Origin of the sequence: uncultured Psychroserpens sp. (assembly GCF_947492715.1) — a bacterium.
GTDB lineage: Bacteria > Bacteroidota > Bacteroidia > Flavobacteriales > Flavobacteriaceae > Psychroserpens.
In genome coordinates this window covers 82,061-106,872 of the sequence record NZ_CANLNS010000005.1, presented here as the reverse complement: position 1 = coordinate 106,872, position 24,812 = coordinate 82,061, and the positions used below count along the sequence as shown (strand labels likewise).

23 protein-coding genes are annotated in these 24,812 nt (G+C 33.2%); 4 read left to right on the top strand and 19 right to left on the bottom strand.

Annotated elements, in window-relative coordinates:
• Position 1: 1 nt before the first annotated feature.
• From Q0787_RS13010 to Q0787_RS12920, 19 genes are all read right to left on the bottom strand, one after another.
• Entirely contained in the window at positions 2 to 1,189 is a 1,188-nt protein-coding gene (locus tag Q0787_RS13010) for a glycosyltransferase family 4 protein (RefSeq protein WP_298903232.1), read from the bottom strand.
• A 4-nt stretch (positions 1,190 to 1,193) separates the two neighbouring features.
• Positions 1,194 to 3,041, bottom strand: a complete 1,848-nt coding sequence (asnB, locus tag Q0787_RS13005; protein WP_298903231.1) for an asparagine synthase (glutamine-hydrolyzing) — start codon at positions 3,039 to 3,041, stop codon at positions 1,194 to 1,196.
• A 129-nt stretch (positions 3,042 to 3,170) separates the two neighbouring features.
• Positions 3,171 to 4,112, bottom strand: a complete 942-nt coding sequence (locus tag Q0787_RS13000; RefSeq protein WP_298903228.1) for a class I SAM-dependent methyltransferase — start codon at positions 4,110 to 4,112, stop codon at positions 3,171 to 3,173.
• Positions 4,112 to 5,026 carry a glycosyltransferase gene (locus Q0787_RS12995; protein ID WP_298903225.1) on the bottom strand — a complete coding sequence of 305 codons (915 nt, stop codon included), beginning with the start codon at positions 5,024 to 5,026 and terminating at the stop codon, positions 4,112 to 4,114. Before Q0787_RS12995 ends, Q0787_RS13000 begins: the two co-directional genes overlap by 1 nt.
• Positions 5,016 to 5,933: a glycosyltransferase family 2 protein gene (locus Q0787_RS12990; protein WP_298903222.1), complete on the bottom strand. Its 918-nt coding sequence runs from the start codon at positions 5,931 to 5,933 to the stop codon at positions 5,016 to 5,018. The genes Q0787_RS12995 and Q0787_RS12990 overlap by 11 nt, the downstream gene beginning before the upstream one ends.
• A complete protein-coding gene (locus Q0787_RS12985; RefSeq protein ID WP_298903221.1) occupies positions 5,884 to 6,705 on the bottom strand; it encodes a glycosyltransferase family 2 protein in 822 nt (273 codons plus the stop codon). The genes Q0787_RS12990 and Q0787_RS12985 overlap by 50 nt, the downstream gene beginning before the upstream one ends.
• A 6-nt stretch (positions 6,706 to 6,711) precedes the next feature.
• Complete coding sequence (locus Q0787_RS12980; RefSeq protein ID WP_298903220.1) at positions 6,712 to 7,680, bottom strand: glycosyltransferase family 2 protein; 969 nt, start codon at positions 7,678 to 7,680, stop codon at positions 6,712 to 6,714.
• 53 nt (positions 7,681 to 7,733) lie between these two features.
• A complete protein-coding gene (locus Q0787_RS12975; RefSeq protein WP_298903219.1) occupies positions 7,734 to 8,831 on the bottom strand; it encodes a glycosyltransferase in 1,098 nt (365 codons plus the stop codon).
• Entirely contained in the window at positions 8,828 to 9,517 is a 690-nt protein-coding gene (locus Q0787_RS12970) for an NAD-dependent epimerase (protein ID WP_298903218.1), read from the bottom strand. Before Q0787_RS12970 ends, Q0787_RS12975 begins: the two co-directional genes overlap by 4 nt.
• A gap of 1 nt (position 9,518) precedes the next feature.
• Positions 9,519 to 10,346, bottom strand: coding sequence for a glycosyltransferase family A protein (locus Q0787_RS12965; RefSeq protein ID WP_298903217.1), 828 nt, complete (start codon positions 10,344 to 10,346; stop codon positions 9,519 to 9,521).
• A 266-nt stretch (positions 10,347 to 10,612) separates the two neighbouring features.
• Positions 10,613 to 11,485 (bottom strand): glycosyltransferase, encoded by an 873-nt coding sequence (locus Q0787_RS12960; RefSeq protein WP_298903216.1) that lies wholly within the window; start codon positions 11,483 to 11,485, stop codon positions 10,613 to 10,615.
• A gap of 3 nt (positions 11,486 to 11,488) precedes the next feature.
• The gene (locus Q0787_RS12955) at positions 11,489 to 12,625 is read right to left on the bottom strand and encodes an FkbM family methyltransferase (RefSeq protein ID WP_298903215.1); all 1,137 of its coding nucleotides are present in this window, start codon (positions 12,623 to 12,625) and stop codon (positions 11,489 to 11,491) included.
• A gap of 16 nt (positions 12,626 to 12,641) precedes the next feature.
• Positions 12,642 to 13,850, bottom strand: coding sequence for an ABC transporter ATP-binding protein (locus Q0787_RS12950; RefSeq protein ID WP_298903212.1), 1,209 nt, complete (start codon positions 13,848 to 13,850; stop codon positions 12,642 to 12,644).
• 7 nt (positions 13,851 to 13,857) lie between these two features.
• Positions 13,858 to 14,703 carry an ABC transporter permease gene (locus tag Q0787_RS12945; RefSeq protein WP_298903210.1) on the bottom strand — a complete coding sequence of 282 codons (846 nt, stop codon included), beginning with the start codon at positions 14,701 to 14,703 and terminating at the stop codon, positions 13,858 to 13,860.
• Positions 14,704 to 14,737: 34 nt separating this feature from the next.
• Complete coding sequence (locus Q0787_RS12940; protein ID WP_298903209.1) at positions 14,738 to 15,718, bottom strand: SDR family oxidoreductase; 981 nt, start codon at positions 15,716 to 15,718, stop codon at positions 14,738 to 14,740.
• The gene (locus Q0787_RS12935) at positions 15,718 to 17,010 is read right to left on the bottom strand and encodes a nucleotide sugar dehydrogenase (RefSeq protein WP_298903208.1); all 1,293 of its coding nucleotides are present in this window, start codon (positions 17,008 to 17,010) and stop codon (positions 15,718 to 15,720) included. Before Q0787_RS12935 ends, Q0787_RS12940 begins: the two co-directional genes overlap by 1 nt.
• Before the next feature lie 2 nt (positions 17,011 to 17,012).
• Entirely contained in the window at positions 17,013 to 17,600 is a 588-nt protein-coding gene (locus Q0787_RS12930; RefSeq protein ID WP_298903207.1) for a sugar transferase, read from the bottom strand.
• Between the two features lies 1 nt (position 17,601).
• Positions 17,602 to 20,076, bottom strand: a complete 2,475-nt coding sequence (locus tag Q0787_RS12925) for a tyrosine-protein kinase family protein (protein ID WP_298903206.1) — start codon at positions 20,074 to 20,076, stop codon at positions 17,602 to 17,604.
• 4 nt (positions 20,077 to 20,080) lie between these two features.
• Positions 20,081 to 20,872, bottom strand: coding sequence for a polysaccharide biosynthesis/export family protein (locus tag Q0787_RS12920; RefSeq protein ID WP_298903205.1), 792 nt, complete (start codon positions 20,870 to 20,872; stop codon positions 20,081 to 20,083).
• 103 nt (positions 20,873 to 20,975) lie between these two features.
• Here Q0787_RS12920 and Q0787_RS12915 point away from each other — a divergent pair, with 103 nt between their 5' ends.
• From Q0787_RS12915 to Q0787_RS12900, 4 genes are all read left to right on the top strand, one after another.
• A complete protein-coding gene (locus Q0787_RS12915) occupies positions 20,976 to 22,844 on the top strand; it encodes an ABC-F family ATP-binding cassette domain-containing protein (RefSeq protein ID WP_298903203.1) in 1,869 nt (622 codons plus the stop codon).
• A gap of 3 nt (positions 22,845 to 22,847) precedes the next feature.
• Positions 22,848 to 23,618 (top strand): O-methyltransferase, encoded by a 771-nt coding sequence (locus Q0787_RS12910; RefSeq protein ID WP_298903201.1) that lies wholly within the window; start codon positions 22,848 to 22,850, stop codon positions 23,616 to 23,618.
• A 75-nt stretch (positions 23,619 to 23,693) separates the two neighbouring features.
• Entirely contained in the window at positions 23,694 to 24,377 is a 684-nt protein-coding gene (locus Q0787_RS12905; RefSeq protein ID WP_298903200.1) for an ABC transporter ATP-binding protein, read from the top strand.
• Between the two features lie 2 nt (positions 24,378 to 24,379).
• Positions 24,380 to 24,805, top strand: coding sequence for a hypothetical protein (locus Q0787_RS12900; protein ID WP_298903199.1), 426 nt, complete (start codon positions 24,380 to 24,382; stop codon positions 24,803 to 24,805).
• The last annotated feature ends 7 nt before the right edge of the window (positions 24,806 to 24,812 follow it).

The following is a 24,812-nucleotide window of genomic DNA, read 5'->3' as shown; positions in this document are numbered from 1 at the left end:
TCTAATGATTTTGAGTAATTACAGATTCATATAGTTCAATAAACTGTGCTATACTCTCTTCAGAGTTAAATGTATGTCTAACCAAATGATGTGCGTTTTCTGTGACTCGTTTGAGGTCTTCTTTAGGCGTTTGAGACAGCTCTACAATTGCATCTGCCATGGCTTGAGCATCCCTTATAGGTATAAGCCATCCTGTTTCTCTATGCTTTACCACTTCTGGCATACCACCACAATTAGTAGATATTACAGGTAAACCTATAGCCATAGATTCTAGAACCACATTAGCTATACCTTCATCCAAACTCGACAGTAAACTCATATCAAATGTCTTCATAAGTTGAAACAGTTCGTTCTGCGCTAACCCATTAATAAAACGAATCTCATTGGTCAAATCAAACTTTCGTATTTGAAACAACATTGCCTCTGAAACGGGATTTGAAGACACAAATGTGAGTTGAAATTTTACGTTATTTTCTTTTAAAATATTGCAAGCTCGCAACACGTAATCATAACCTTTAACCCAATGAAATCTTCCGACTGCTATAATCTTTATAGGTTCCGAAATATTTTTATTCCAAACTGAATAATGATTAAAAGTCGATTTTAAGATTGGCGAATGGATTACTTTTATTTTTGAACCTTGAGCATTATATTTTTGAGAAGTCGCCTTCATAGCATTAGACACGGCATGAAAAGCATCTACGTTTGGAAAGTTTTGTTGGTAACTTTGAGCTAATGTTTTGTTCACTACAGGTGAGTAATTAATATGAGCTCCTCGTAAACTTAAAATAAGTTTTACATCGAGTTTTTCCTTTAGAAATATCCATTTGCTCAAGTCTTTAGCCCATTGTACATGAAATATATCTGGCTTATGCAATACAACAGGTAAAAGTCGTAAAAAAGCGTGCCTTTTATTGTATGCTCCTTTATACGTTTTCACTTCAGACATTAACACAGATAAACGCTTTGGATATCTTAATACAAGGTGAAGACATCTAAAAAAAGACACCATCAAATTTAAAAGTATAGACTGAGAATTACCATATACCTTAACCGAAGCATTAGTATAGTGTTTTGGTCTTTTTTGAGTGCCAAACAAGTAAACTGTATGATGCTTTGACACACCTTCAATAAGATGTTCTACAAAGGTTGTACTTGGTATGGTTCCTGAAAAAATAGCGACTTTCATATAGCTAGATCAAATCATTAGCAATAGCCCATTTCTGCCATGCATAAATATGCCAGATTCCCCAGAATTTTGTGTGTTTTTCTTCATAAAAGTCATTAACATGAGATTTTAAGACTGAAACATCTAGTTGTTCAGCACCATAGAATTTATGGTTAAATATCGTGTTTTTTACCTCATCTTTCAAATCATTTTTCAGCCATTTTTGCATTGGAACCTCGAAGCCTTTCTTTTCCGTTTGAATATGGCTTTTAGAATAGAAGTTCAAAATGATTTGCTTAAGACATTTTTTTAAATCATTTCGGTTATTAAATTGGCTAGGGGAATATTTCAAACAGTGTTCAACAACTTTTTGATCTAATAATGGCACTCTAACCTCTAAACCATTTGCCATACTCATCCTATCGATTTTAATCAAGGTACGCTGTAAATGACTCTTCATCTCATTTTCACGCATCCAATTTAACAGCTCTGACTTCGTATATCTAGACGGAAAATTATAGACCGTTTGCATCTCTTTAGAAAAATTGGTCTCTGGAAACATTTCATCCAGTTTCTTTTTATAAATATTGAGGTGCTTACCCATTATAAAAGAGGCAAACGTTGCGTGATCATGTGGCGCCCAAGTGTTTACTATATTGAGTTTGTATCCAATCTTTACCAGATATCTTCTTATAACGTGTGGCATTACAAACCAGAATCTTTTACCTAAAACATCTAACATTCTTGGATAGCCAAAAAAAAGCTCATCACCTCCATCTCCCGATAGCATCACTTTATGATTTTGCGCAGCTTTTTTAGAAATAAGGTAAGTTGGTATGCTAGAATAGCTACCAAACGGTTCTGGTAATAATTTAAAGTGGGCATCAATTACAGTTAACAATTCTTTAGTTTCTATACGTTCAACTGTATGCTTAACACCCAATGCCTCTGCATAAGTTTTGGCAGCCTTACTTTCATCAATAGCACTATCATTGACAGACATCGTAAATGCTTCAATATTGCTATGCTCTTGAAATGCCATTGCTGTGACGAGTGGGCTATCAATTCCTCCACTTAAAAACGTCCCTAAAGGCACATCACTCACGAGTTGTTGTTTGATGGCAAATTTAATGCAATCTTGAATTTCCGTATTAAACAAATCTTCATCCTGAATTTTGGTCTTTACAGAAAAATCAAAAGGCTTATAATTCTCTATCGAAACTATCCCTTTTCTATCTATAGTAATGCAATCTCCTGGGTTTACCTGAAATATCTTCTCAAAAACAGTATTAGGTGGTTGCATAAAACCAAACCCGAAATACTCCTTCATAATCTCAGGTCTAAGTGTTAAAGTAGCATTGAACCACTTATGCTTAAATATCTGGTTAAACTGGGATGAGGCTACAACACCTTCCTGTGACACACCATAAAATAACGGCTTCACGCCTATATAATCTCTTGCGAGATATAGCAAATCTAATTGCGTATCTACTACAGCCAATGCAAACATGCCACTCAATTCATTGATGGTGTTTTTAAAACCTATTTTATCTAATAAATGAAGAATAACTTCGGTATCGGATGTGGACTCTAAATTGTTTAGCTGATAGGTTGCTGAAAGTGCTTTGAAATTATAAATTTCGCCATTAAAGGTTATATGGTATCTAGACGAAGGGCTTTGTTTTGGCTGATTACCATTCGAACTTAAGTCTAAGATTGAAAGTCTATTAAAGCCAAGCTGATACTGTTTTTCTCTAGTGACTAAAGAAGAATCTGGTCCTCTGTGTTTTGAAAGGTCAAGCAGGTTTTTGAAATCTTCTAATAGTGTTAACGAATGATCTGCAAACGTAAATTCCACCAAAAAACCACACATAGAGAGACGAATTAATTGTGGATAAGATATTCAAAAATTTTAACATTTACATAAAAACCTATTTAACATTTTCGACAGGTTTTTATGCTAACCATTAATAAGACAAATGATTACAGGGTTTTTTCTATTTCAGCTTGAACTCTTTTTAAAAAATAACACAGTAGAAGGCTTCTTTTTTGCCGTGAATATTTTAAGCGATTTTTTAATAAAATCCTTTTTAGATTTATAATACGTTTTAGAACGTGGTATTTGTACCTCGTATAAATTAAACTGCTCTGCTAAGGCTAAAATTGTTTGAGTTTTAAAACAATTGATATGCTCTAGTGGCGCTACCATGTTTAATGAATTAGCGCTCCCTTTTTTTGCAGTCCAATTCATGTGTTTTAGTACCTCATTAACTCCGTTGCCATTTGGAACACTAATTTTTATAACTCCGTTGATGGCTAACTTTTCTAAAAGTGTTTCAAGTGTAGCCTTAGGGTTAGGTACATGCTCAAAAACCTGATCTGTATTAATAAAATCAAATTTATGATTTGCCAACTCTGCTTCGTTTAAAACCGTAATTCCATTCTTTTGAGCATAATCGATTCTTGCTTTAGAAAGTTCTAAACCATAGACTTGACAACCAAATGCCTTTGCCATGAGACACCATTTCCCCCAGCCCATACCAAAGTCTAAAACCTTTAAATCTATAGGTTTCCTCTTAAAAAAAGTAATGAGATCTATAATCTGATTGGCATAAGTTTCATGATACCAAAGCGGGTATTGTTCTTGTGCTTTACAAACAATATTTGCATCAATCCATTGTTCATACAATCTAAACATGAGGTCATCGTTTGGAATGTTTTCTTGAAACACCAAGTCACAATTTAAACACTGCAACAAACTATAGTCTGTTCCTTTAAGGTATTCATGCTCTACGCCGCCTTGTGCATTGTAAAAATCATCTAAATAATCTGTTATATTTTCACTTTCATAGGCTTCACTATACAACATTTTTAAATTTTCCGAAGTGCAAACAGGACAATGAGATCGTTTAACAAAGTGGTTATTTATTTTTGTAGGTACCATTATTTAATCAAGTATTTTTTAGTTTTTCTAAAAGCATATTTCAAAAAATAAGCATCCAGATACAATATGGAATAAGATACACTTTTAAACAAAAGTTTTAGTTTTGAGTTATGTCCTAGTTCTATTTTCCTGTGTTCTTTAAGGGCTTCTTTATACAGTTGGTTCGAAATAATATCTGGAAACGCCTTTTTAAAATCTACTAACAATTGCCTTGTAGCCTTATGTTGAGCATCCTTATCTCTTGTGACAGAATCATTAGCACGTCCTCTATCCATTACGACTAATTTTTTTGGAATACCATGGATTTTTGATACCAACGCAAATCTCAATATATAATCCCAGTCAATGTTAAAGTTGCCATATGTGTTTCTAAAATGCAACTCGTGATTTACATGAACTGACTTCCTAAACATCATACATGAGTTTACAACCTTTAGTTGATGGACGTATAAATACTTAAACAAATCTACACCTTGAGGAAATTGATTCCCTTTCACCAAAATTCCAGGAAACATAACGCTTCTGGTATTGTTCTTATATTCGACGATCCCAGAAACCAATCCAACTTTGGGATGTTCAGTCATGACGTTTACTTGCCATTCTAAACGCTGTGGCACATAGAAATCATCTTGTTCTGCCATAGCAATGAGATCACTTTCTTTTGGAATTAAGGTTAGTAATTTATTTAGATTATCACCCAATCCTAAGTTAGTTGTGTTTTCAAATATTGAAACTCTATCATCTTTGAAGGACTCTGCAATAGATTTTGAAGCGTCATTGGTACCATCAATACAGATTAACAATTTAAAATGAGAATATGTTTGATTGAGCAAACTATCTAAGGTTGCTCTAATTGTTTTCTCGCCATTATATACTGGAAGAATAATGGTTACCAATGGTTTATTATTTGGCATAAAAACCTCTTTTTATCTTAACTAAGAATTTAAAAAATGGATGATACAATTTTAGTAATTTTAATTTATTCTTTGGGTGTAAATATCTAAGTAAGTGTTTATAATAACGTCTATAAACTAAATCTTTATCGGGTATTTCACGCTGTTTATTCACACTGCTTGCTTGTTGATCGTGCAATCTAAAATGAGCCAATGATTCATTTACAAAACCAATATGATAATAAGGCATTACCCTATACCAATAGTCACTATCCAAAACTTGCTGTAGGACTTCATCAAAATACCCAACCCTTTCAAAACAGGATGTTCTTAATAGAACATTGGTAGGTTCTCCAATTTTGTTTTTGGGTGAATTTAAAAACTGTCTATCTTTTAGATATTGCTTCCCATCCAATACGCCTTGGGTAACTTTAAAATCTTCCCAATACTGATGTAACTCTCCATAATAACTAATAAAATCCTCGAGCTTAGGCGTTAATTCTTTATATATAAAATCGCGTTTACAATATACCAATCCAACTTTTGGGTTGTTCATTAAGGTCATCATTTTCGAAATACATTGTGGGTTCAATGCATCATCCTGAAATAAAAACTTAATAAATTCGCCGTTAGACTGTCTAACCGCGTGATTCCAGTTAGCTCCAATACCTTTTGGCTGGTGCCTATAAATATGAATTGGAATGTTGGTTTTTTCCTCATAAGATTTTACAATTGCAACTGTGTTGTCTTTTGAGTCATCATCTGACACAATGATTTCAAGATTTGGATAGTCTTGTTCTATTGCAGACGTTAAGGCTTCCTCAATATAGGCTTCACCATTATAAGTTGGTATACAAATAGAAACTAATGGATACTTATTACTCATTGGTGTATAAGGGCTTATGTGTCGAATTAATGAGTTCACCATCTTTATTTGTTTTCCAAGATGCCGAGGCGTTCGCTGTTTTCATATAGTACTCTTGTTCATCTGAGAGATTGTTTATATCCAAATACCAACCTCCATGCCTTGCCTGTAAAGGAAAATCTGTACGCCAAGCCTTAGTAAAATCTTTGAGTTGATAGCTATAATTTGGTCTATACATGGCAAAAGTAGTATCAATTTCAGCCTTAAAAACTTTTGGTTTTATTTTATAGTCCCAGAATTGCGCTTCCCATTGTTTAATCTTTTCCTTATTAGGATTAGTATCAGGAATGTCATCTAGCTTTAATGAAAAACCAACTTTCGTTCTATCAAAAGCCTCATCTAAAAGCACTCTCAAAGTACTCATAAACGTATCTGGACATCCATTAACTGGCACTATATCAGCATCTGTCACCACATAGTAACCGCTACTATACTTTTTAAAAATCGTCTCACTTTTCCAAAATGACAGATGACCTATATTATGTTCAAGCTGGCAAACAGTTACTTTATCATTTATGATTTCAAAATAATCCAACAAAGGCTTATAGGTTGAGTTATTATCTACAATAACAACATTAGAATAGTTATGTTTTAATAAAAAATCAACGAGCTGTTTCAAGTCACGCAATTGATTAAAACTAATGATTATAATGGGTATGCATTTAGGATCTTTAAGTTGCGATCTCACTGTCGTATTAAAGTTATGGTTGTACCACACATTTAGTTTGTGTGTGATAAGTTTGTTTAATTTTATAAAACGTGCTTTGGTTAGCATAATAAACTACGTTAAGGGTTTTATAAGATTGTATCCTCTACCTGAAATTCTATACGATGCATAGGCTAATAACATCTGACTACAAAATACCATTTTTTTCATAACTGAAACATCAACATATTTTATAGTTTTAAACAGTTTAGACATTATCTGTTTTGCAAACTTAAATTTTTGTTCTTTTAGAAGGTCTTTAAACATCAAGGTTTGCATTTCTAAAAATTTCAATCTCCCTTTTGATGAGAGTTTATGCATATAATTATTTATGATTTTATCTTTGACTTTTAAGTTGGATTCAATTTTTGAATCACTGGCATAAATATTATTTGACATGTTATTTTCATGACGAAACATAGAAACGAGCGCATCGTCTATGGCTTTATAATTACTATTAATTGCCAAGGCTTTAATATGAAAATCAAATTCCTGAGATTGGTGTAATGTTTCATCAAAAGACAATTGGTTTTCTTCTATAAAACTGCGTCTCCAAAGAGGCGCCAATATAGACCAAAATATATTGTACAAGGTGTAATCTTCAAAACGTCGATTAGAACTAATCTGCTTAGCTCTTAAACCCAAAAACTCTCCTGAAGTTTTATCAATCCATTTGGTTTGACAAATACAGTATGGAATCTCTGCGTCATGTTGAAGTAAATCAACTTGAACCTCTAGCTTATTGGGTTCCATGATATCATCGCTATCAAACCAATTGATATAATCTCCCTTACTCATCTCAAATCCGAAATTTCTACAGGCATTAGCTCCTTTGGGCTTTGTTTCTGGACGCTTATAAAATTTAAAACGACGGTCCTTTTCAATATATGTATTTAATAGTTGTTCTGTGTGGTCTGTTGAACCATCGTCAACCACAATGCATTCCCAATTCACATAAGATTGACTGCCAATAGAATTTAAAGTATCTTCTATGAGATGTGCACGATTGTATGTTGGAATGATTATAGAAACTAATGTGCTCAAAATAAGTTTTTCTTTAACAGCTAATGTAATCGTTATACGTTTTCTTAATATAATTAGCTCAATATACAGTTAGATATGGTTTCAATATGATTTTTAAGTGTAAAATTTTCCTTAACATATGCTTTGCCTTCGGCTCCAAACTGCATCGCTAATTCTTTATTTTGAAATAACGCAATCATCTTTTCTGCCATAGCTTTCACGTCATTTTCTGCAACCAAAAAACCAGTTTCATCATTTTTAACCACATTCGGGATACCTGCATGATGCGTTGAAACAACTGGTAATCCTGCTGCCGAAGCTTCTAAAATCGCTACAGGTGTTCCTTCACTATCGCCGTTTTCAGCAATCCTAGAATGTTGAACAAACATAAATGAATCCTCCAATAACTCTTTATGTTGCTCTCTTGTTATTCTTCCTTTAAAAATAATAGAATCTGCAATATTTAAATCTGAAACTAACCGCTTACATTCCTCCAATAATGGTCCGTCTCCAGCCATTATAAGTTTAACATCTGGTATAAGTTTTAAGACCTCACTAAAGGCTTTAATAGTTAATTGCGGTGCTTTTTTATCTACAAAACGACCAACGGCAAGACCATACCGATTTGAAAAATGTGGCTCCAATTCAAAAAAGTCTTCACTCGGACTTGCAGGTGAATAGACAATCTTATCATCTGGGCAGTCTAGTGCCAATAAATTAGTTTTCATGTGATTAGATACAACTAAGATGTGTTTTGCATATTGAAATAGAGCCTTATATTTTTTAGAATACTGCTTAATAATATTGTATTGCGAAATTTCATAACCTAAACCAATCGCTACAATAGGTATATTAAGACTTTTACAAACTGGAAGTACTTCGGCTCCTGTTATGAGATATTCAGCAAATACAAGATCTATGTGATGCTTTTTCAATACTTTTCTTAAATGATATGCTTTGAACGTTTCAGTTCCTCTACCAAATATACGTTTGATTGTGCTTACCACTTTAAAATAGCGACGTTGCCAAACAGAAGGTTGATCGGACGTTGTTAAATACGGAAAATTTCCACCGTAAATAACAATGTTTTCAAAAGGTAAATGTGTGATGTGATTTTTAATGAAGGTCTCTGCCTGATCAGAATCTTGAGGAGAAAGAATGGCTATCTTCATTGATAATATTTTTTAAGCAAGTTATAAATATATTCTAATCCAGAACCGTTTACTTTCTCAATTTTATCAAGAGTCGTTGATATTTGCGTTGTATCAATTTGAAGTGAATTCCCTTTATCAATAAAACTTAATTGTGCTTTTTTTCCTAAATAATCTTCTATTTCCTTAATAATATCTACAACCAAAATACTGTGGCGTGAAGCTACATTAACGATACTATTATGCAATTGACTTCTATTGATATCTTCAACAATTAATTTAACATCATCTACATCGATTAAATTCCGTTCGGCATGTTGCCAAACCTCAATTGTATTAGAATTTTTAACCGATTGAACCAAGTAATTCATTATGGTATGTATATTACCTTGATGCCCTACAACATTTGATACTCTAAAAATTAGGTAGTTTTTTACGTGTTCTGCGATAAACTGCTCAAGCCTTAATTTATGCTGAACATAAGGTCTTTGGTTAACAGCATTGTCCTCGATGCTACACGTACTGAAATAGATGAGCTTGGCATCAGGAAATGATGTTATTGTCTTTTTCAACAAATTAAACTCCCGCTCAAATTCTGAAGATTTCGTTTCAGTAGAATTAGATACGCCAGATGCAAAAACAATAATGTCTTCTCTGTCACTAAAATCATTAAACGCCTTTGCCATTAAACCATTACCAACAACCATCTTATTTTTTGAAACGTTTAGAAATTGATTTTAAAGGCTTTTCTATTTTTAACGCAGCATTGATTACTTTTCGTTTTTTAAGATTAGTTAATTCGGTTTTATAGTTATAATAGCCCATTATTTTATCTCTTAATAACTTTGCTTGCTCTAATTCTGGTTTAGAAAACATGTAGTCTAATAATAACGATTTGTTTTCATTAGAGGTTACTAGCATAGAGTTTTCGCGTACTCTGTAATCATATAAAATCTCGTTAATATATTTAAACTGCCAACCTTTAAAAAACAATCTCATGTTTAAATCCCAATCTTCATAACCCATTACTGGCATCTGCTCATCATACCCATTTACAGATTCCCAAGCGCTTTTACGCAAAACCAGGCAGGCATCTATATAGTTTTTTTTCAGTAATTTAGCCACATCAAACTCGCCTACTTTAACATCTTGATTAGATAATCCAAATTGTCTATTGTCGCTATAAACAACGCCAATATCTTGATGCTTATCTAATATAGAAATCCCTTTAGAAATGTAACCATGACGTAATTTATTGTCGGCATCTAAAGGAATAATATAAGAAGAGTTGGCTGCTCTAATACCATTATTTCTGGCGGCACCTAAGCCTTGATTTTCTTGGTGAATAACTGTGATGTTTGTATTTGAATATGAATCCAATATGGCTTTAGTATGACCATCGTCATTAGACCCGTCGTTAACTACAATGATCTCTAGATCATCTTGATTAGGATAGTCCAAGACAGAAGCTAAGGCTTCTTTAACAAAGTCTCCCATATTATAACAGGGAATAACAATACTTAGCTTTGAATTCATTTTGTATTACAGATTTAAGCGAAGATACATATAATAGAGTTTTTGTAACAATTGATTCTTCGGAAACTTTAATCGACCCATTTTGTAACATACCATTTTAATTTTAGGGGGCTTTTAAAGGCAACACTTCCTATTGCATCTTTGATATGGTCTTCGCAATTATAAACAGGCATTAAAACAGTAACTTTTAAATGCTCTGACATCAAAATTTCATAGATATATAAACTTAATTAAATTTAGTTTTATATTTTAAAATGGGACTTTAATTACAATTTTAAACGGATATACAAATAATACAAAACTCTTAACACTCTATTTTTAGGGTATTTTAGCTTAGCTATCTCTAACAAAGTTGCCTTAATTTTTGAAGTTACAACCGTTTTTTCTTGAGTATTTAGAAAAGGAAAAATAGTGTTATAAAAAGCCACAAAACTTCGTCTGGTTTGTATCTTACTAATCCCAGAATACAAGCCCTTATCATGAACACGATACACACACATTGAGGTATTAAGCCCCATAATTTTACCAGATTGTGAAATCAATTTGTACAACGCCAAATCACCAAAAGGCACATCACAAAACCAATCGGGCAACATAAAGTTATCTGGCTTTCTAAAGACAACACTTGCCGAAATTATAAAGTTATGATGTTTCAACAATTCGATATAACCGAAAGGAGTATTTAGAAATTCCTTATCGATTTTATGAGGTTGAATTTTACCATTGATTAACATTTCAGCTTTATGAAAAGAGATACTTACATCATGATTCGCTTCTAAAAAATCGACCTGTTTCTGAAGTTTTAGTGGGTCTGTCCAAAAATCGTCACCATCTAATAGCGCAATATATTTGCCTTGACATTGATGTACAATATCTAGAAAATTATAGAGTCGTCCTTTGGCTTTTCTTTGGGTATAATAATCATCACCAGGGGTTCTCTCTAATAAGCAAAATGAAATATTACTATTGGTGTTTTTGGCAATCGTTTTTTTTATAATAGCTATAGAGTCATCTGTAGAAAAATCGTCTCCAATAACAACTTCAAAAGGGAAATTAGTGTTTTGAGAACAAATGCTTTGCAACGCTTGTTCTAGATACATCGCGTGGTTATAACACTGCAATCTTACGCTAAGCAACATCTTTTATCTGGCTTTAGGTTTTGCAAAACAAATCGTTTCTTCGGCATGAATGGTATAGTGTCCAATATGTATCTCGTAATCAAGGTCTAAATCTAATATCCAATTAGGAATTTTTGCAAAATCATTCATGCTATGATAAATAGCAATAGCTAATTTAGGCCTAAATCTTTTAATAGTTTCAATCGCTCCTTCTAAAGCTACAGGCTCGGCACCTTCAATATCCATTTTTATAAAGTCTACTGTATCTAGACTTTTTGAGTTAACAAAATCATCTATTGAGATCGTTTTAGTTGTTCCTGTTTGATCTTCAAATGGCTGAAACTGAACTTTACTTCCTGGTCCATGATCTTTAAAATACACCATATCTCCAGACAAATTTGACACTGGTTGCTCAATAAGTTCTATGGTAGACTTAAGTTCTGGATTAAAATTGATATTGATATTAAATAGTTCTATATTTCTAGGTATAAACTCGAAAGAAAATACTTTCCCTTTAGCACCTACCTTATCAGAAAAATACAAGGCAGTATCTCCCCAACAGCCTCCTATATCAAGTACAACATCTCCTTCTTGAGCTTCTATTAATGTTTCCCCTTTTAGTTTATAAGCGTATTGTTCTATGATAAAATCTACAGCTACTCTTGATTCGGAAAAATATAGATCAATATTATAATCAATAGTTCTTAGATTAAACTTATGTAGCATGAAGTGCATAAAATTAGGGTCGTAAACATCGTCATAATTTACTAATGTTTTAGCTGTTTCAATGGCTTGCCAATACGATTTATTATTTCTAGGAAGCTTTACTTTACGCCAACCCATAACTCTGTAAGCCAAAAGGCTTATTAAAACATCTTTATCCGTTGGATTAAGATGCAACCACATGCTTTCAAACTCTCTTAAGTATGGAGCTGTCATCTCTTCGGCTTTTTTAACATAATGCTCAAAACCAGAACGATGTTTGATTAGTTTTTTTACATTTTTCTTTAAAGTCTTTTTTATTTTTTCCGAAACCCTTTCCTCTTTAGTTCTAAGTGTAGCATCATAGGTTCCAAACCTATACTCATCATAATTTTCTATTCCATAATTATTAGGAAGTGATTGAATGATTTTATTTTGTAATGACGCTTTAAATGTCATAGTGTTGTTCTATAGTTTAAATAGTTGTACTTATTAGTTTTGAATCTAATAAAAATGGTGTCCACATTTGTTTATCATGTTCAATCTTTATGGTAATAGCCTTATGTATTTTATAATACATATTAAAAGAAGGTTCTTCAGAAGCATTAAAAGTAAGATAATAAATACCCTTGGATAAATATAGGTTTTTGAGTGAAAATGAAAAACCAATTACTCTATCTTTTTCAATAGATTTTAAATCTTGCCCTTCGGGATATATTTCGGCAACAGCACGCTGTTCTTTATCATAAACAGCCAAAGAAATATATGGCATTTTATCTAACCCAATATTTTTTAATTTAAAACTTAATCTTATGGAAGTACCCCATTTCACATTGTATACACTATCAACAGGAGTAACACCTTCAACAGAAGCACTTACTAAACTTACAGTATCATCAGAATAAACTAAGTTTGAGTCATCGCTTGTCATGAACTTATTGTAGTAAGAGTCAATCCCTTTTGAAACGTCTTCTCCTTGAAAAACCGCCTCGCCTCTTTCCATTAAGATAATAGTGTTGCAAATACGTGATACCATAGGCATATTATGGGATACAAATACCACTGCAGTATTAGGTAGCATGACATCTATGGTTTTAAAGCATTTTAAAACAAATCCTAAATCCCCAACAGCAAGAACTTCATCAATAATTAAAACATCAGGCTCCATTTGCGCTGCTACTGCAAATCCTAAACGCACTTTCATACCAGAACTATAATTCTGAACTGGTGAGTCTATAAAATCTCTGATTTCTGAAAATTCTATTATTTTTTCAATCTTAGAATCTATTTCTTCCTTTGTAAATCCTAAAACAGCGCCATTGTTATAAATATTTTCTCGTCCCGTTAAGATCGGATTAAATCCAGCTCCGAGTTCAATTAATGCTCCAACGCGCCCTCTAATTGTTATTTTACCTTCATCGGGTTGAATAAGTCCATTTAACAGTTTTAACAGTGTTGATTTACCTGCTCCATTATGACCAATTAAACCTAAACATTCTCCACGACGAAGTTCAAAATTAATAGATTTTACAGCCCAAAATTCCTTAGGTCTCAATTTACGTTGAGTCTTGTTTCCAGATAAATTAGAAGCTAAATCTTTAACTCCATACCAAAGGCTTAGTTTTAAGTCTTTGCAGAACTTTTTTGATACATTTTCAACTCGAATTAAAAGGTCTTTTTCCATAATTTGACTAAGCACTCATTCGTTCTACAATAATTGGAATCGACACTCTATAAAACACTAAGGAAATAAAAAATAGTGGAACTGAAATACCAATAACCCATAGCGAGTACTCGACAAACTGTAATTCCAGCCCTACAAATACATTTCTAGCATTTAGTACCAAAGGCGTTAATGGATTAGCCTCCATAATTGTTTTCATAATCCCTGTTTTTGGAATTGCATACACCACAGGTGTCATGTACATCAATAACTGTAATATAATAGGAATTGCCTTAGACACATCTTTATACAATAAGCCCAAAGGTGTAATAAACAACCCAATTGTAGTTGCAAAAATAGCTAACCCCAATATTACTAATGGAAAAAACGCCAACGACCAACTAAGCTCTATTTTAAAAACAAATAGAAAGACGACCAATATAATCACTTTGATAGCCGTATTAAACAACATTTTAAAAATGCCTGAAACGATTAGTGCTTCCTTTGGAAAATTAATTTTAGACATTATCGATTTAGCAGCAACCGTACTTGTAATTGGCGATTTTAAAGCCTCTGTAAGAATGGACCAAATGAGTGCGCCTGAAAAAGCATAGAATGCATATGAAATACCTGTATCTGTTAGTTTTATAGTTCCTGAACTATTTAAAAATATCCAAACTAATGCTGTGGTTAAAGGTGTAATAAACGCCCATAGAATACCAAGATAAGACTGTCTATATTGCGCTTTTATATCTCTAACAGCTAGCTGTCTTGCTAAAAAAAGTGATTGGTAAGTATCCTTTAGGCTTTCACCCAAAAGTTTAAAAATGCTTTTATTATTTTCCTTTTGATATATTTTAGTTTCCAACGCCATATTGAGCAGTTTGGTAAAACTACGTTAATTATTATTATTGTTTAAAATAATCCCAAGTTAATTTCAACCCTTCTCGAACAGTATATTGAGGCTCATATCCTAACAACCTTTTGGCCTTAGATATATCTGCTAAAGAATCTCTAACATCACCTTGGCGTGGAGGTCCATAGGTAGCTTCTACGTTAGAGTTTGCTGCTTCTTTTAAAGAATTCCAAAGATAATTGATTGAGATACGCTCACCACAAGCAATATTAAACACTTCATTTTTGGCTTTTTCAGAAGCAAAAAAGCCACGTATGTTGGCTTGGACAGCGTTATCTACAAATGTAAAATCTCTTGTTTGTTCACCGTTGCCATTAATTTTAGGAGAATTATCATCTTTTAAGGCCTGCATAAACAATGGAATCACTGCTGCATAAGCTCCATCAGGACTTTGTTTAGGCCCAAAGACATTAAAATATCTCAAACCTACAACATCGGTATCATAGGTTTTCCCAAAGACATCTGCATACAACTCATTCACATATTTTGTAACAGCGTAAGGCGATAATGGATTACCTATTTGATCTTCAACTTTTGGTAAGGCTTTACTATCACCATATGTTGAACTCGACGCTGCATAAACCATTCGTTTTACGGAAGATGATTCTTTTAACGCGACCATCATATTTAGAAATCCAGATATATTTACAGCGTTGGTTGTTCCAGGATCATTTATAGACCTAGGAACAGAACCTAATGCGGCTTGATGCGACACATAATCTATGCCTTTCATTGCATCTTTACATATTTGTAAATCCCTTATATCACCTTCAATAAGTTCAAAAGCTGGATTGCTATGAAATTCTAAAAGATTCTCTCTGTGCCCATTTGAAAAATCGTCTAAAACACGAACTTTTTTCGCATTATATTTTAAAAGGTATTCTACAATATTAGATCCTATAAATCCGCCACCTCCAGTTATGAGAAATGAAAGTTGACTCAGGTCTTCAACATGGTATTTGTTATCGTACATTATAATCTAGCGTCTACAATATGTTTAGGTAATAGTGATTTTACGTCAAAGATAACGCCTATATCCGATTTAAGTTTACTTAAATCTAGTTCTAAAAACTCATTATGTGAAACCGCTAGTACGATGGCATCATAATCTGTTTTTAATTGAGACTCGTCATCTAACAACTCGAAATCGTATTCGTGCCTCACTTCTTCTTTAGAAGCCCATGGATCATAAACATCAACATTGACATTATACGTTTCAAATTCATCAATGATATCAACAACTCTAGAGTTTCTAATATCTGGACAATTTTCCTTAAAGGTAATTCCTAATACGAGTACATTAGCCTCTTTAATTCGAGCTCCTTTCTTAATCATCATTTTCACGGTCTCTTGCGCAACGTATCCTCCCATACTGTCGTTCATTTTCCTTCCTGCCAATATAATTTCAGGGTTATATCCTGATTCAATAGCTTTTTGAGCCAGGTAATAAGGGTCTACTCCAATACAATGCCCTCCAACCAAGCCAGGTGTGAAATTTATAAAGTTCCATTTCGTTCCTGCCGCCTCAAGCACAGCCTTAGTATCAATATCTAATAACCTGAATATCTTTGCCAACTCATTAATAAAGGCAATATTTATATCGCGTTGAGAGTTTTCAATAACTTTTGCAGCTTCAGCTACTTTAATTGATGGCGCAGAGTGCGTGCCAGCTATTATTATAGACTTATATAGGTCATCTACAACTTTAGCAATTTCAGGAGTTGAACCTGAAGTCACTTTAAGAATTTTAGTAACGGTGTGTTTTTTATCTCCTGGATTAATTCGTTCTGGAGAATATCCAGCATAAAAGTCTTCGTTAAACTTTAATCCCGACTGCTTTTCTAAAATTGGTACACATATATCTTCAGTAACCCCTGGGTAAACCGTAGATTCATAAATAACAATATCTTCTTTTTTTAATACGCTACCTACACTTTCACTTGCTTTTACTAACGGTGTAAAGATTGGTTTATTTAATGCGTCGGTAGGCGTAGGAACTGTAACTATATACACATTAGAATCTTCTATATCCTTTGAATCATTTGAAATAAACAATCCTTTTTCAGCATTGGAGCTATCTGATAATACCGTCTTTAAATGATCATTTTCTACTTCTAATGTTTTATCGACTCCCTCTCTAAGTTCTGAAATTCGTTTTTCATTTATGTCAAATCCAACTACCATATATTTTTTTGCAAACTCAACAGCTAATGGTAATCCTACATATCCTAACCCCAGAATAGTAATTTTCTTATTGTTATTCATTCTCAATTAATTATCGATTTTATAATAAAGTTCAAATCTAAATAAAAACTCCAATTTTGCACGTATTTTTTATTGATTTCAACCTTATCTGCCCAAATAATCGTTCTATTGTAATTTTCTGGGTCTGATTGTTGTGACAAGATATCTTCTTCGTTTCTATATTTTATAGTTGCAGGTCCTGTTATTCCAGGTTTTACTTTTAATATAATTCGGTCATCGCCTTCCAATTCATCTGCAAACCCAACAACATCTGGTCTTGGCCCAACAAAACTCATATGCCCAGCTAAAACGTTAAAAATTTGAGGTAGTTCATCAAGTTTATAAGCTCTTAAAAACTTTCCAAAGGTTGTTGCACTTAAATCTAAATGTCCTAACACATGTGCTTCGCGCTTTAATGTTCTTATTTTAAAAATTTTAAACAACCTTCCATTTTGACCTACACGTGTTTGTAAGAAAAGACCAAACTGTCTTGTATCAAAAGTTGAAATCATCACCAAAATAAAGATAGGTATGGCTAAAATTGGGGCAAGTAGTAGTGACAATAATAAATCGAAAATACGTTTCTGTATTAGTTGATACTTTGTTATCACATTAAAAACGCTTAAAAAATCTTTTCACTCGTCCAAATAATGTTTGCTTATCATCTTGATGGTAAGCATTTCCGTAAACACCATAACCATAGCCATAACCGTAACCATAACCGTAACCATAGCCATAATTATGATTGGTTTTATGCTTATAAAAGTTCAACACAAAACTTATGTTTTTAACCTCACCAGCACGATGTTTAGCATTAATAAGAGCCAGCATTCCTTTTTTTGTATAATCAAGTCTTACCATAAATATTGAAGCATCGGCATATTGGGTTAACTCTAATGCATCTGTAACAAGACCAAGTGGAGGTGTATCCAACACAATCATATCATAATCTTCTCTAAGGCGCTCAATTAAAACCTTCATTTTATCACTCATAAGTAATTCTGAAGGATTTGGAGGCACGGGACCGGAAGGAACGATATCTAAATTATCGATGTGTGTGGTATACTTCACATCATCAAAAGTACTCTCTTCAATGAGATAATTAACAACTCCCTTATCATTATTGATATTGAAATCTCCAAAGATTTTTGGCTTACGCAAATCTAAACCTAATAAAATTGTTTTCTTTCCAGATAGTGCATAAACTGTTGCTATATTGATAGAACAAAACGTTTTTCCTTCACCACTAACTGAAGAGGTAATCATTAAGGTTTTGCCTTTATCACTACCTTGTTTTTTATATATAAACTGCAAACTAGATCGAATAGCTCTAAAAGACTCAGCTACAGCTGATTTAGGCTTTTCAAAAACAATTAAGTTATTCTTATAGTTATATTTTCCAATTAAACCTAAAATTGGAATATTTGATAGCTGTTCAATTTCATCAGATCCATGAATGGTATTATCAAGTAAAAACATGATAAAGATTAAAAACATTGGTGAAAAAAAACCAACCATTAGAGCCATCATGTAATTTAAGGTCTTGTTTGGTCCAATTGGAGTGTTACCAATATCTTTTGCTTCATCTATTACCACAATATCAGACACGTTTGCCGCTTTTACAATAGCTGCTTCACCTCGTTTTGCTTGATAAATATCGTAGGCTTCCTGACTTATATTTAATTGTCTTTGAATCTTTAGGTACTCTTGTTGATCTTCAGGTAAATTAGACAGTTGGGCTTCTAAATTAGCTATGTTTCTATTGATGCCATTAAGTTGAACATTTATAGAACTTTTTGTCGCATCTATCGTTTCTAACAATACCTTGCGTTCTCCATCAATTTGACGGTCAATATCTTTAAATAAAGTTGAACCTTCCTTCGTTGTATACTCAAGTTTTTGCCTGTCACTGGCAAGACTCACAATTTTTGATACACTTGTAAGAATATTACTTTCGTCTATTCCAACAGAAGTCGGCGCAGCTATCTTAGTATAATCGGTTTTAGTCTGTAAATAGTTTTCAAGAAAATTAAGATAATCTAACTTAGAGTTTTCTTCTTCTTTCTTGACATCAAACGTTTTTAGTTTTTCAGAAATTTTAGTAAGTTCCTCATTAATATTAAACACCTTGTTTTCCTTTCTGAAATTATTCATTTGATCTGTAACATCTTTCAAATCACCATCTACTACGCGTAAACTACTATCAATAAATTTAATGGTATTTGTGGCATAAAGGTTTTTTCGCTCTAACTCGGTTCTACTTAAAATATCTGCCGTAGCATTTAAATAATCGGCAATTTTGGCTTTATTATTCCCTGTTAAAGCCAATTGTAATACAGAAGACGCTCTAGTGGAGGGATTTATTTTTACCGCCTTTTGATATTTATATACAATGTTGTCGAAATTTGAAAACTGAAGATAATATTCTGATCCCGGTGGAATTTTCAATCCTCTTTTCTTTTGAATTATACCATTAAAAAAAGGCAGTACAATGCTGTCACCAAATTTAAATTTCTTTGTAAACTCTCCCGTTGGAACATTTACGCTATACTTCCGTTTGTCGTCATAACGCTGCACTTGTTTTCTAGACCCTTCAAACGTCATGAATACTTCAATATCTGTATCACTTAGTATTCTAATTCCAACAGGTTGACCTAAAACCTGCCCTCTAGAGGGATCAATGTCAAAAGTAAAAGGCGCTTTTTTATAGATATCAATCTTTCTATATTTCCCTTGAACCATATAATTCATATAAAACTCAAGAGAATCTACTACCTTTTCATTATGACGCCTAGTATTTATGGCTGTCATAATTTTACCAACTTTTCCTGAAACACCTCCCCAATTAAAGGAAATGCTTGTATTAGCCGTAAAAAAAGGATTTTGATCACTCTCAACAGAAATAAGAGAATTTAACTTGTAAACATTCTCTTTTCTTACATTTATAAAATATGCGGTTACTAAGGCTATTCCAATGCACAAAAACACCAATTTCCACAAATTGATGGCTTTGAACAAAAACCCTCTAAAATCAAAATTCGTTCTGTTTTGTTCTGAAGCGTCTATATTTTGATCTTCGTATGACATAAATCTATCTATTTAATAGTAAAATAAATGTTGTTAAAAAAGACACCACAGAAATCACCGTTGTGATGGTTTGTACACCAGTTGTTCCAGTACCCAAAATTTTCTGCTTTAATGGTTTTATATAGATAATATCATTGGGTTGAACATAATAGTAAGGCGATTTCATCACATTTCTATCGGTAAGGTCTAAATGATGTATTTTTTGACCTTGAGGATATTGTCTAATAATCTGAACATCTTTTTTATCACCTGTTAAGGGTATTTCTCCCGCATTGGCAATGGCTTCAAAAATATTAACACGTTCTTGATAAACAACCTGAGAACCAGGGTTTCCTATTTCACCACTAGCGGTATAACGTAATCCTGAAAGTTTAACCGTAATAAATATATTAGCTGTTTCTTTAAACTGTTCTTCTAACAAGCGGTCTTTTATGAGCTTCTCAATTTCCTCATAAGTATAACCTAATACATTAAATTTACCTAAATCCGGAATTCTAATATTTCCGTGAACATCAACTGTGAAACCGTCAAAATATGCGCGTTCTTCACCAGAAGCATTTAAATTACCTTCGCCTACTGGGTTAAAAATAGTGACATTCTCTTGGTCTAATACCTTAATTCTAATATTTAAAATGTCATTAATTTGAACACGATAAGGTTTTTGCTGTTCAATCATTACCTGAGTAGAATCTGCGGGTGTGTTTTTGTCTTGAAGATAAACAATATCCTTATAAGGAACGCAGGATGTTGATACAATACACAGTAACAATCCTGTAAGCAATAATAATCTATTCATTGTAAAGTTGCTTGTTGCTTCACAAATATAGCTTATCACCATTAATAACAAAACAATTCATCGTTTTTTTGAGTAATATCGCTTTCTTTGTAAAAAAAATAGTTTGAACTATCTTACTGTAGAAAACATATCAAAATCTTATGGCGAATTAGAACTCTTCTCAGAGCTCTCATTTAGCATTCATAAAGATGATAAAATTGCTTTCGTTGCGAAAAATGGAAGCGGCAAAACTTCAATTCTTAATATTTTATCAGGAGCAGATGTGCCAGATTCTGGCCAAGTTGTTATGAGAAATGGATTGCGTATTTCATTCTTATCCCAATCTCCTCAATTTAATAGCAATCTTACCATAAATGATACTATTTTCAATTCAGATTCTCCGCAGCTGAAAATCATTGAAAATTATGAAAAAGCGCTTCAAAATCCAGAGAACATAGAGGCCTACCAAAAAGCATTTGAACAAATGGATATTCATAATGCTTGGGAATTTGAGCTTCAATTCAAACAAATTTTATCACAACTTAAACTCGATAATTTAAATCAGAAAATAAGTACCATGTCGGGAGGGCAAATAAAACGTTTGGCACTTGCTCAAGCCTTAATTAGCAATCCAGATTTACTCGTTTTAGACGAACCCACTAACCATTTGGATTTAGAAATGATCGAATGGTTAGAACACTACTTTGCTAAGTCGCAGTTTACACTTTTTATGGTCACTCACGATCGTTATTTCTTAGAGCGCGTTTGTAACGAAATCATAGAACTAGATCACGGCAAATTATACACCTACAAAGGTAACTACTCGTATTACCTTGAAAACAAAGAAGCGCGTATTACTCAAGAACAGGTTGAAACAGGCAAAGCCAAACAACTCTTTAAAAAAGAGCTTGAATGGATGCGGCGTCAGCCTAAAGCCCGAACAACAAAATCGAAATCTCGTATTGACGATTTTTCAGACATCAAGAAAAGAGCACACCAACGCAGAAAAGACCATAAAATTCAACTTGAAATTAATATGGAACGCTTGGGAAGTAAAATTGTAGAGTTTCATAATGTCTCAAAATCTTTTGAAGACAAGGTTATTTTAGATGGCTTTGAATACGTTTTCAAACGTGGCGAGCGCATTGGTATTATAGGAAAAAATGGAACAGGAAAGTCTACATTTTTAAATATGCTAACACATAGCATCAAACCAGACACAGGAAAAATCATTATTGGAGATACTGTGAAGTTTGGTTACTATACTCAAGGTGGAATTAATATTAAACCCCAACAGAAAGTCATTGATGTTATTAAAGAATTTGGCGAGTTTATCCCTCTGGCTAAAGGCCGACAAATTAGTGCCAAGCAGCTTTTAGAACGATTTTTATTTGACGGAAAGAAACAACACGATTATGTTGAAAAACTAAGTGGTGGTGAACAAAAACGTTTGTATTTATGTACTGTTTTGATTCAAAACCCTAATTTTCTAATTCTTGATGAACCCACTAATGATCTCGACATCGTTACTTTAAATATTCTCGAAGAATTCTTGCTAGATTTCCCAGGATGTCTTCTGGTGGTATCTCATGATCGCTATTTTATGGATAAAATTGTAGATCATCTTTTTGTGTTTAAAGGTGATGGAAAAGTGCAGGACTTCCCTGGTAATTATTCAGATTATCGCGAGTATGATCTTTCACAACCGTCTCAAACACCTACCGAAAAAACAGTAACGGCTCCTTCAGAAAAAAAGGCAGATACTAATAAAGCGCAAAAATTATCTTACAACGAGCAAAAAGAATACAAAAATCTAGAAAGTAAAATAAGGGCTTTAGAATTGGATAAAAAAGCGCTTGAAGAGCAATTTAATGACACTTCTTTAACTCAAGAAAAAATCAATGAACTTTCGCAAAAACTTCAAGTCATTATAGACGATATCGAAACAAAGGAAATGCGTTGGTTTGAGTTATCTGAGAAATTTGAATCTTAAGCTATGTTTCAAATTATTGAATACATAAAATTCCTATTTAAATCTACTAATCAGCATGGTGTGCATTCACCTTTTGTATATGATCTCGTCACCAAATGTTTTTATGATAAGACTAAGTATAAAACCTATTCGAAACTTTCAAATTACAAAACATCTTTACTAAACAATAAGCAACTAGTTACCATTACAGATTTTGGGTCTGGCTCGCGAGTATTCAAATCAAATTCTAGAACCATCAAGGCTATAGCTAAAAATTCTGGAACTTCATTAAAACGAGCTAAGTTACTATATAGATTGGTGCAGTACATTAAACCACAACACACACTAGAACTAGGAACATCTCTGGGTATAGCGACACATGCTATGGCCTTAGGACATACTAAAAATGCTGTCGTATCTATAGAAGGATGCCCTTCGCTTTCCGAAGTTACAAGGCAACAACTATCTAACTCCAATATAACTAATGTAACACTTAAAACAGGAGAGTTTGAAACTGTACTACCGCAACTTAAAACCAACAATTACGACCTCATTTTTTTCGATGGTAATCATAATAAAGAAGCAACATTGCGGTATTTTCATGAATTAATCGAAACAGCCAATAACGATTCTATATTTATTTTTGATGACATTCATTGGTCTAAAGACATGGTAGATGCATGGAAAAGCATCCAGAATCACCCAAAAGTCACAGTAACTATCGACACCTTTTTCTGGGGTTTTGTAAGTTTCAGAAAAGAGCAAGCCAAAGAAAATTTCATCATTAGATTGTAACAACATTTAATCTGTTGCGTCATATGTACTGAAATCTGTATCTTGCAGAAACATCAATTAAAAGTAAATTCCAGTATGGGAAACGTCATTGAAATTAGAGACATTATTCGTGATTTTCAACTCGGTCAAGAAACCGTTCATGTTTTAAAAGGCATTAATCTCGATATCGAACTAGGTGATTATGTAGCGATTATGGGACCTTCAGGTTCAGGAAAATCAACACTAATGAACTTATTAGGTTGTTTAGACACACCAACGGCAGGTTCTTATGTACTTAATGGAAATGATGTAAGTCAGATGTCTGATGACGAATTAGCCGAAATTAGAAATACTGAAATTGGCTTCGTTTTTCAAACCTTTAACTTATTACCCAGAACTACGGCTTTAGACAATGTAGCATTGCCAATGGTATATGCAGGGAAATCTAAATCTGAGCGTACCAAACGTGCAGAAGAAGTGCTTACAGATGTAGGTCTTGCCGATCGTATGGACCACAAACCAAATCAACTTTCTGGTGGTCAACGACAGCGTGTAGCTGTTGGCCGAGCTTTGGTAAACAAACCTTCTATTATTTTGGCCGATGAGCCTACAGGAAACCTAGATTCTAAAACAGGTTTTGAAATCATGGCCTTGTTTGACGAAATTCACCAAGCAGGCAACACCGTAATTATGGTAACACATGAAGAGGATATTGCTGCTCATGCTAAACGTGTGATTAGGCTTCGTGATGGCATAGTAGAGAGCGATACTCGTAACTAACAATGTCTATACTTGGATGTATTGCCATTTGCGTCGTTGGTTTTTTACTGACGTTTTTGGACAATAAGAATAAGTTTAATTTAGAATTCTATAAAGGTCTTAACCTTAACCAACTCGAAGATGAACTCATTTCAGTATTAGATGAGATTTTAGAAAAACACGATAACAATTCTAAATTCACGTCTAAAGATTTTAGCAATTTTGAACTATTCGATGACCAAATTGCAAACTACAAAATGGCCATAATTGAAAAAAATGGGAGTGAATTAGATAAGCTATCGGAAGAATTTTCCGGAACCAATAAGATTCCAGGCAGGTTTCACATGTTATCGAAGAATAATGGCTGGCAAAAAGAATTCGATCAAATCAATCAGCGATTTCTTTATATTTTTAGCGCATTTGCAAATTATTACCAAAACACACATTAGATTTTGA

Bases quoted from the DNA above. Each gene is read 5' to 3' on its own strand.
- Q0787_RS12975 (WP_298903219.1), bottom strand. From the start codon at position 8,831: ATGAAGATAGCCATTCTTTCTCCTCAAGATTCTGATCAGGCAGAGACC.
- Q0787_RS12995 (WP_298903225.1), bottom strand. From the start codon at position 5,026: ATGCCAAATAATAAACCATTGGTAACCATTATTCTTCCAGTATATAAT.
- Q0787_RS12905 (WP_298903200.1), top strand. From the start codon at position 23,694: ATGGGAAACGTCATTGAAATTAGAGACATTATTCGTGATTTTCAACTC.
- Q0787_RS12965 (WP_298903217.1), bottom strand. From the start codon at position 10,346: ATGAATTCAAAGCTAAGTATTGTTATTCCCTGTTATAATATGGGAGAC.
- Q0787_RS12940 (WP_298903209.1), bottom strand. From the start codon at position 15,718: ATGTACGATAACAAATACCATGTTGAAGACCTGAGTCAACTTTCATTT.
- Q0787_RS13000 (WP_298903228.1), bottom strand. From the start codon at position 4,112: ATGGTACCTACAAAAATAAATAACCACTTTGTTAAACGATCTCATTGT.
- Q0787_RS12990 (WP_298903222.1), bottom strand. From the start codon at position 5,933: ATGGTGAACTCATTAATTCGACACATAAGCCCTTATACACCAATGAGT.
- Q0787_RS12920 (WP_298903205.1), bottom strand. From the start codon at position 20,872: ATGAATAGATTATTATTGCTTACAGGATTGTTACTGTGTATTGTATCA.
- Q0787_RS12960 (WP_298903216.1), bottom strand. From the start codon at position 11,485: ATGTTGCTTAGCGTAAGATTGCAGTGTTATAACCACGCGATGTATCTA.
- Q0787_RS13010 (WP_298903232.1), bottom strand. From the start codon at position 1,189: ATGAAAGTCGCTATTTTTTCAGGAACCATACCAAGTACAACCTTTGTA.
- Q0787_RS12950 (WP_298903212.1), bottom strand. From the start codon at position 13,850: ATGGAAAAAGACCTTTTAATTCGAGTTGAAAATGTATCAAAAAAGTTC.
- Q0787_RS12925 (WP_298903206.1), bottom strand. From the start codon at position 20,076: ATGTCATACGAAGATCAAAATATAGACGCTTCAGAACAAAACAGAACG.
- Q0787_RS12910 (WP_298903201.1), top strand. From the start codon at position 22,848: ATGTTTCAAATTATTGAATACATAAAATTCCTATTTAAATCTACTAAT.
- asnB (WP_298903231.1), bottom strand. From the start codon at position 3,041: ATGTGTGGTTTTTTGGTGGAATTTACGTTTGCAGATCATTCGTTAACA.
- Q0787_RS12900 (WP_298903199.1), top strand. From the start codon at position 24,380: ATGTCTATACTTGGATGTATTGCCATTTGCGTCGTTGGTTTTTTACTG.
- Q0787_RS12955 (WP_298903215.1), bottom strand. From the start codon at position 12,625: ATGACATTTAAAGCGTCATTACAAAATAAAATCATTCAATCACTTCCT.
- Q0787_RS12945 (WP_298903210.1), bottom strand. From the start codon at position 14,703: ATGGCGTTGGAAACTAAAATATATCAAAAGGAAAATAATAAAAGCATT.
- Q0787_RS12935 (WP_298903208.1), bottom strand. From the start codon at position 17,010: ATGAATAACAATAAGAAAATTACTATTCTGGGGTTAGGATATGTAGGA.
- Q0787_RS12970 (WP_298903218.1), bottom strand. From the start codon at position 9,517: ATGGTTGTTGGTAATGGTTTAATGGCAAAGGCGTTTAATGATTTTAGT.
- Q0787_RS12985 (WP_298903221.1), bottom strand. From the start codon at position 6,705: ATGCTAACCAAAGCACGTTTTATAAAATTAAACAAACTTATCACACAC.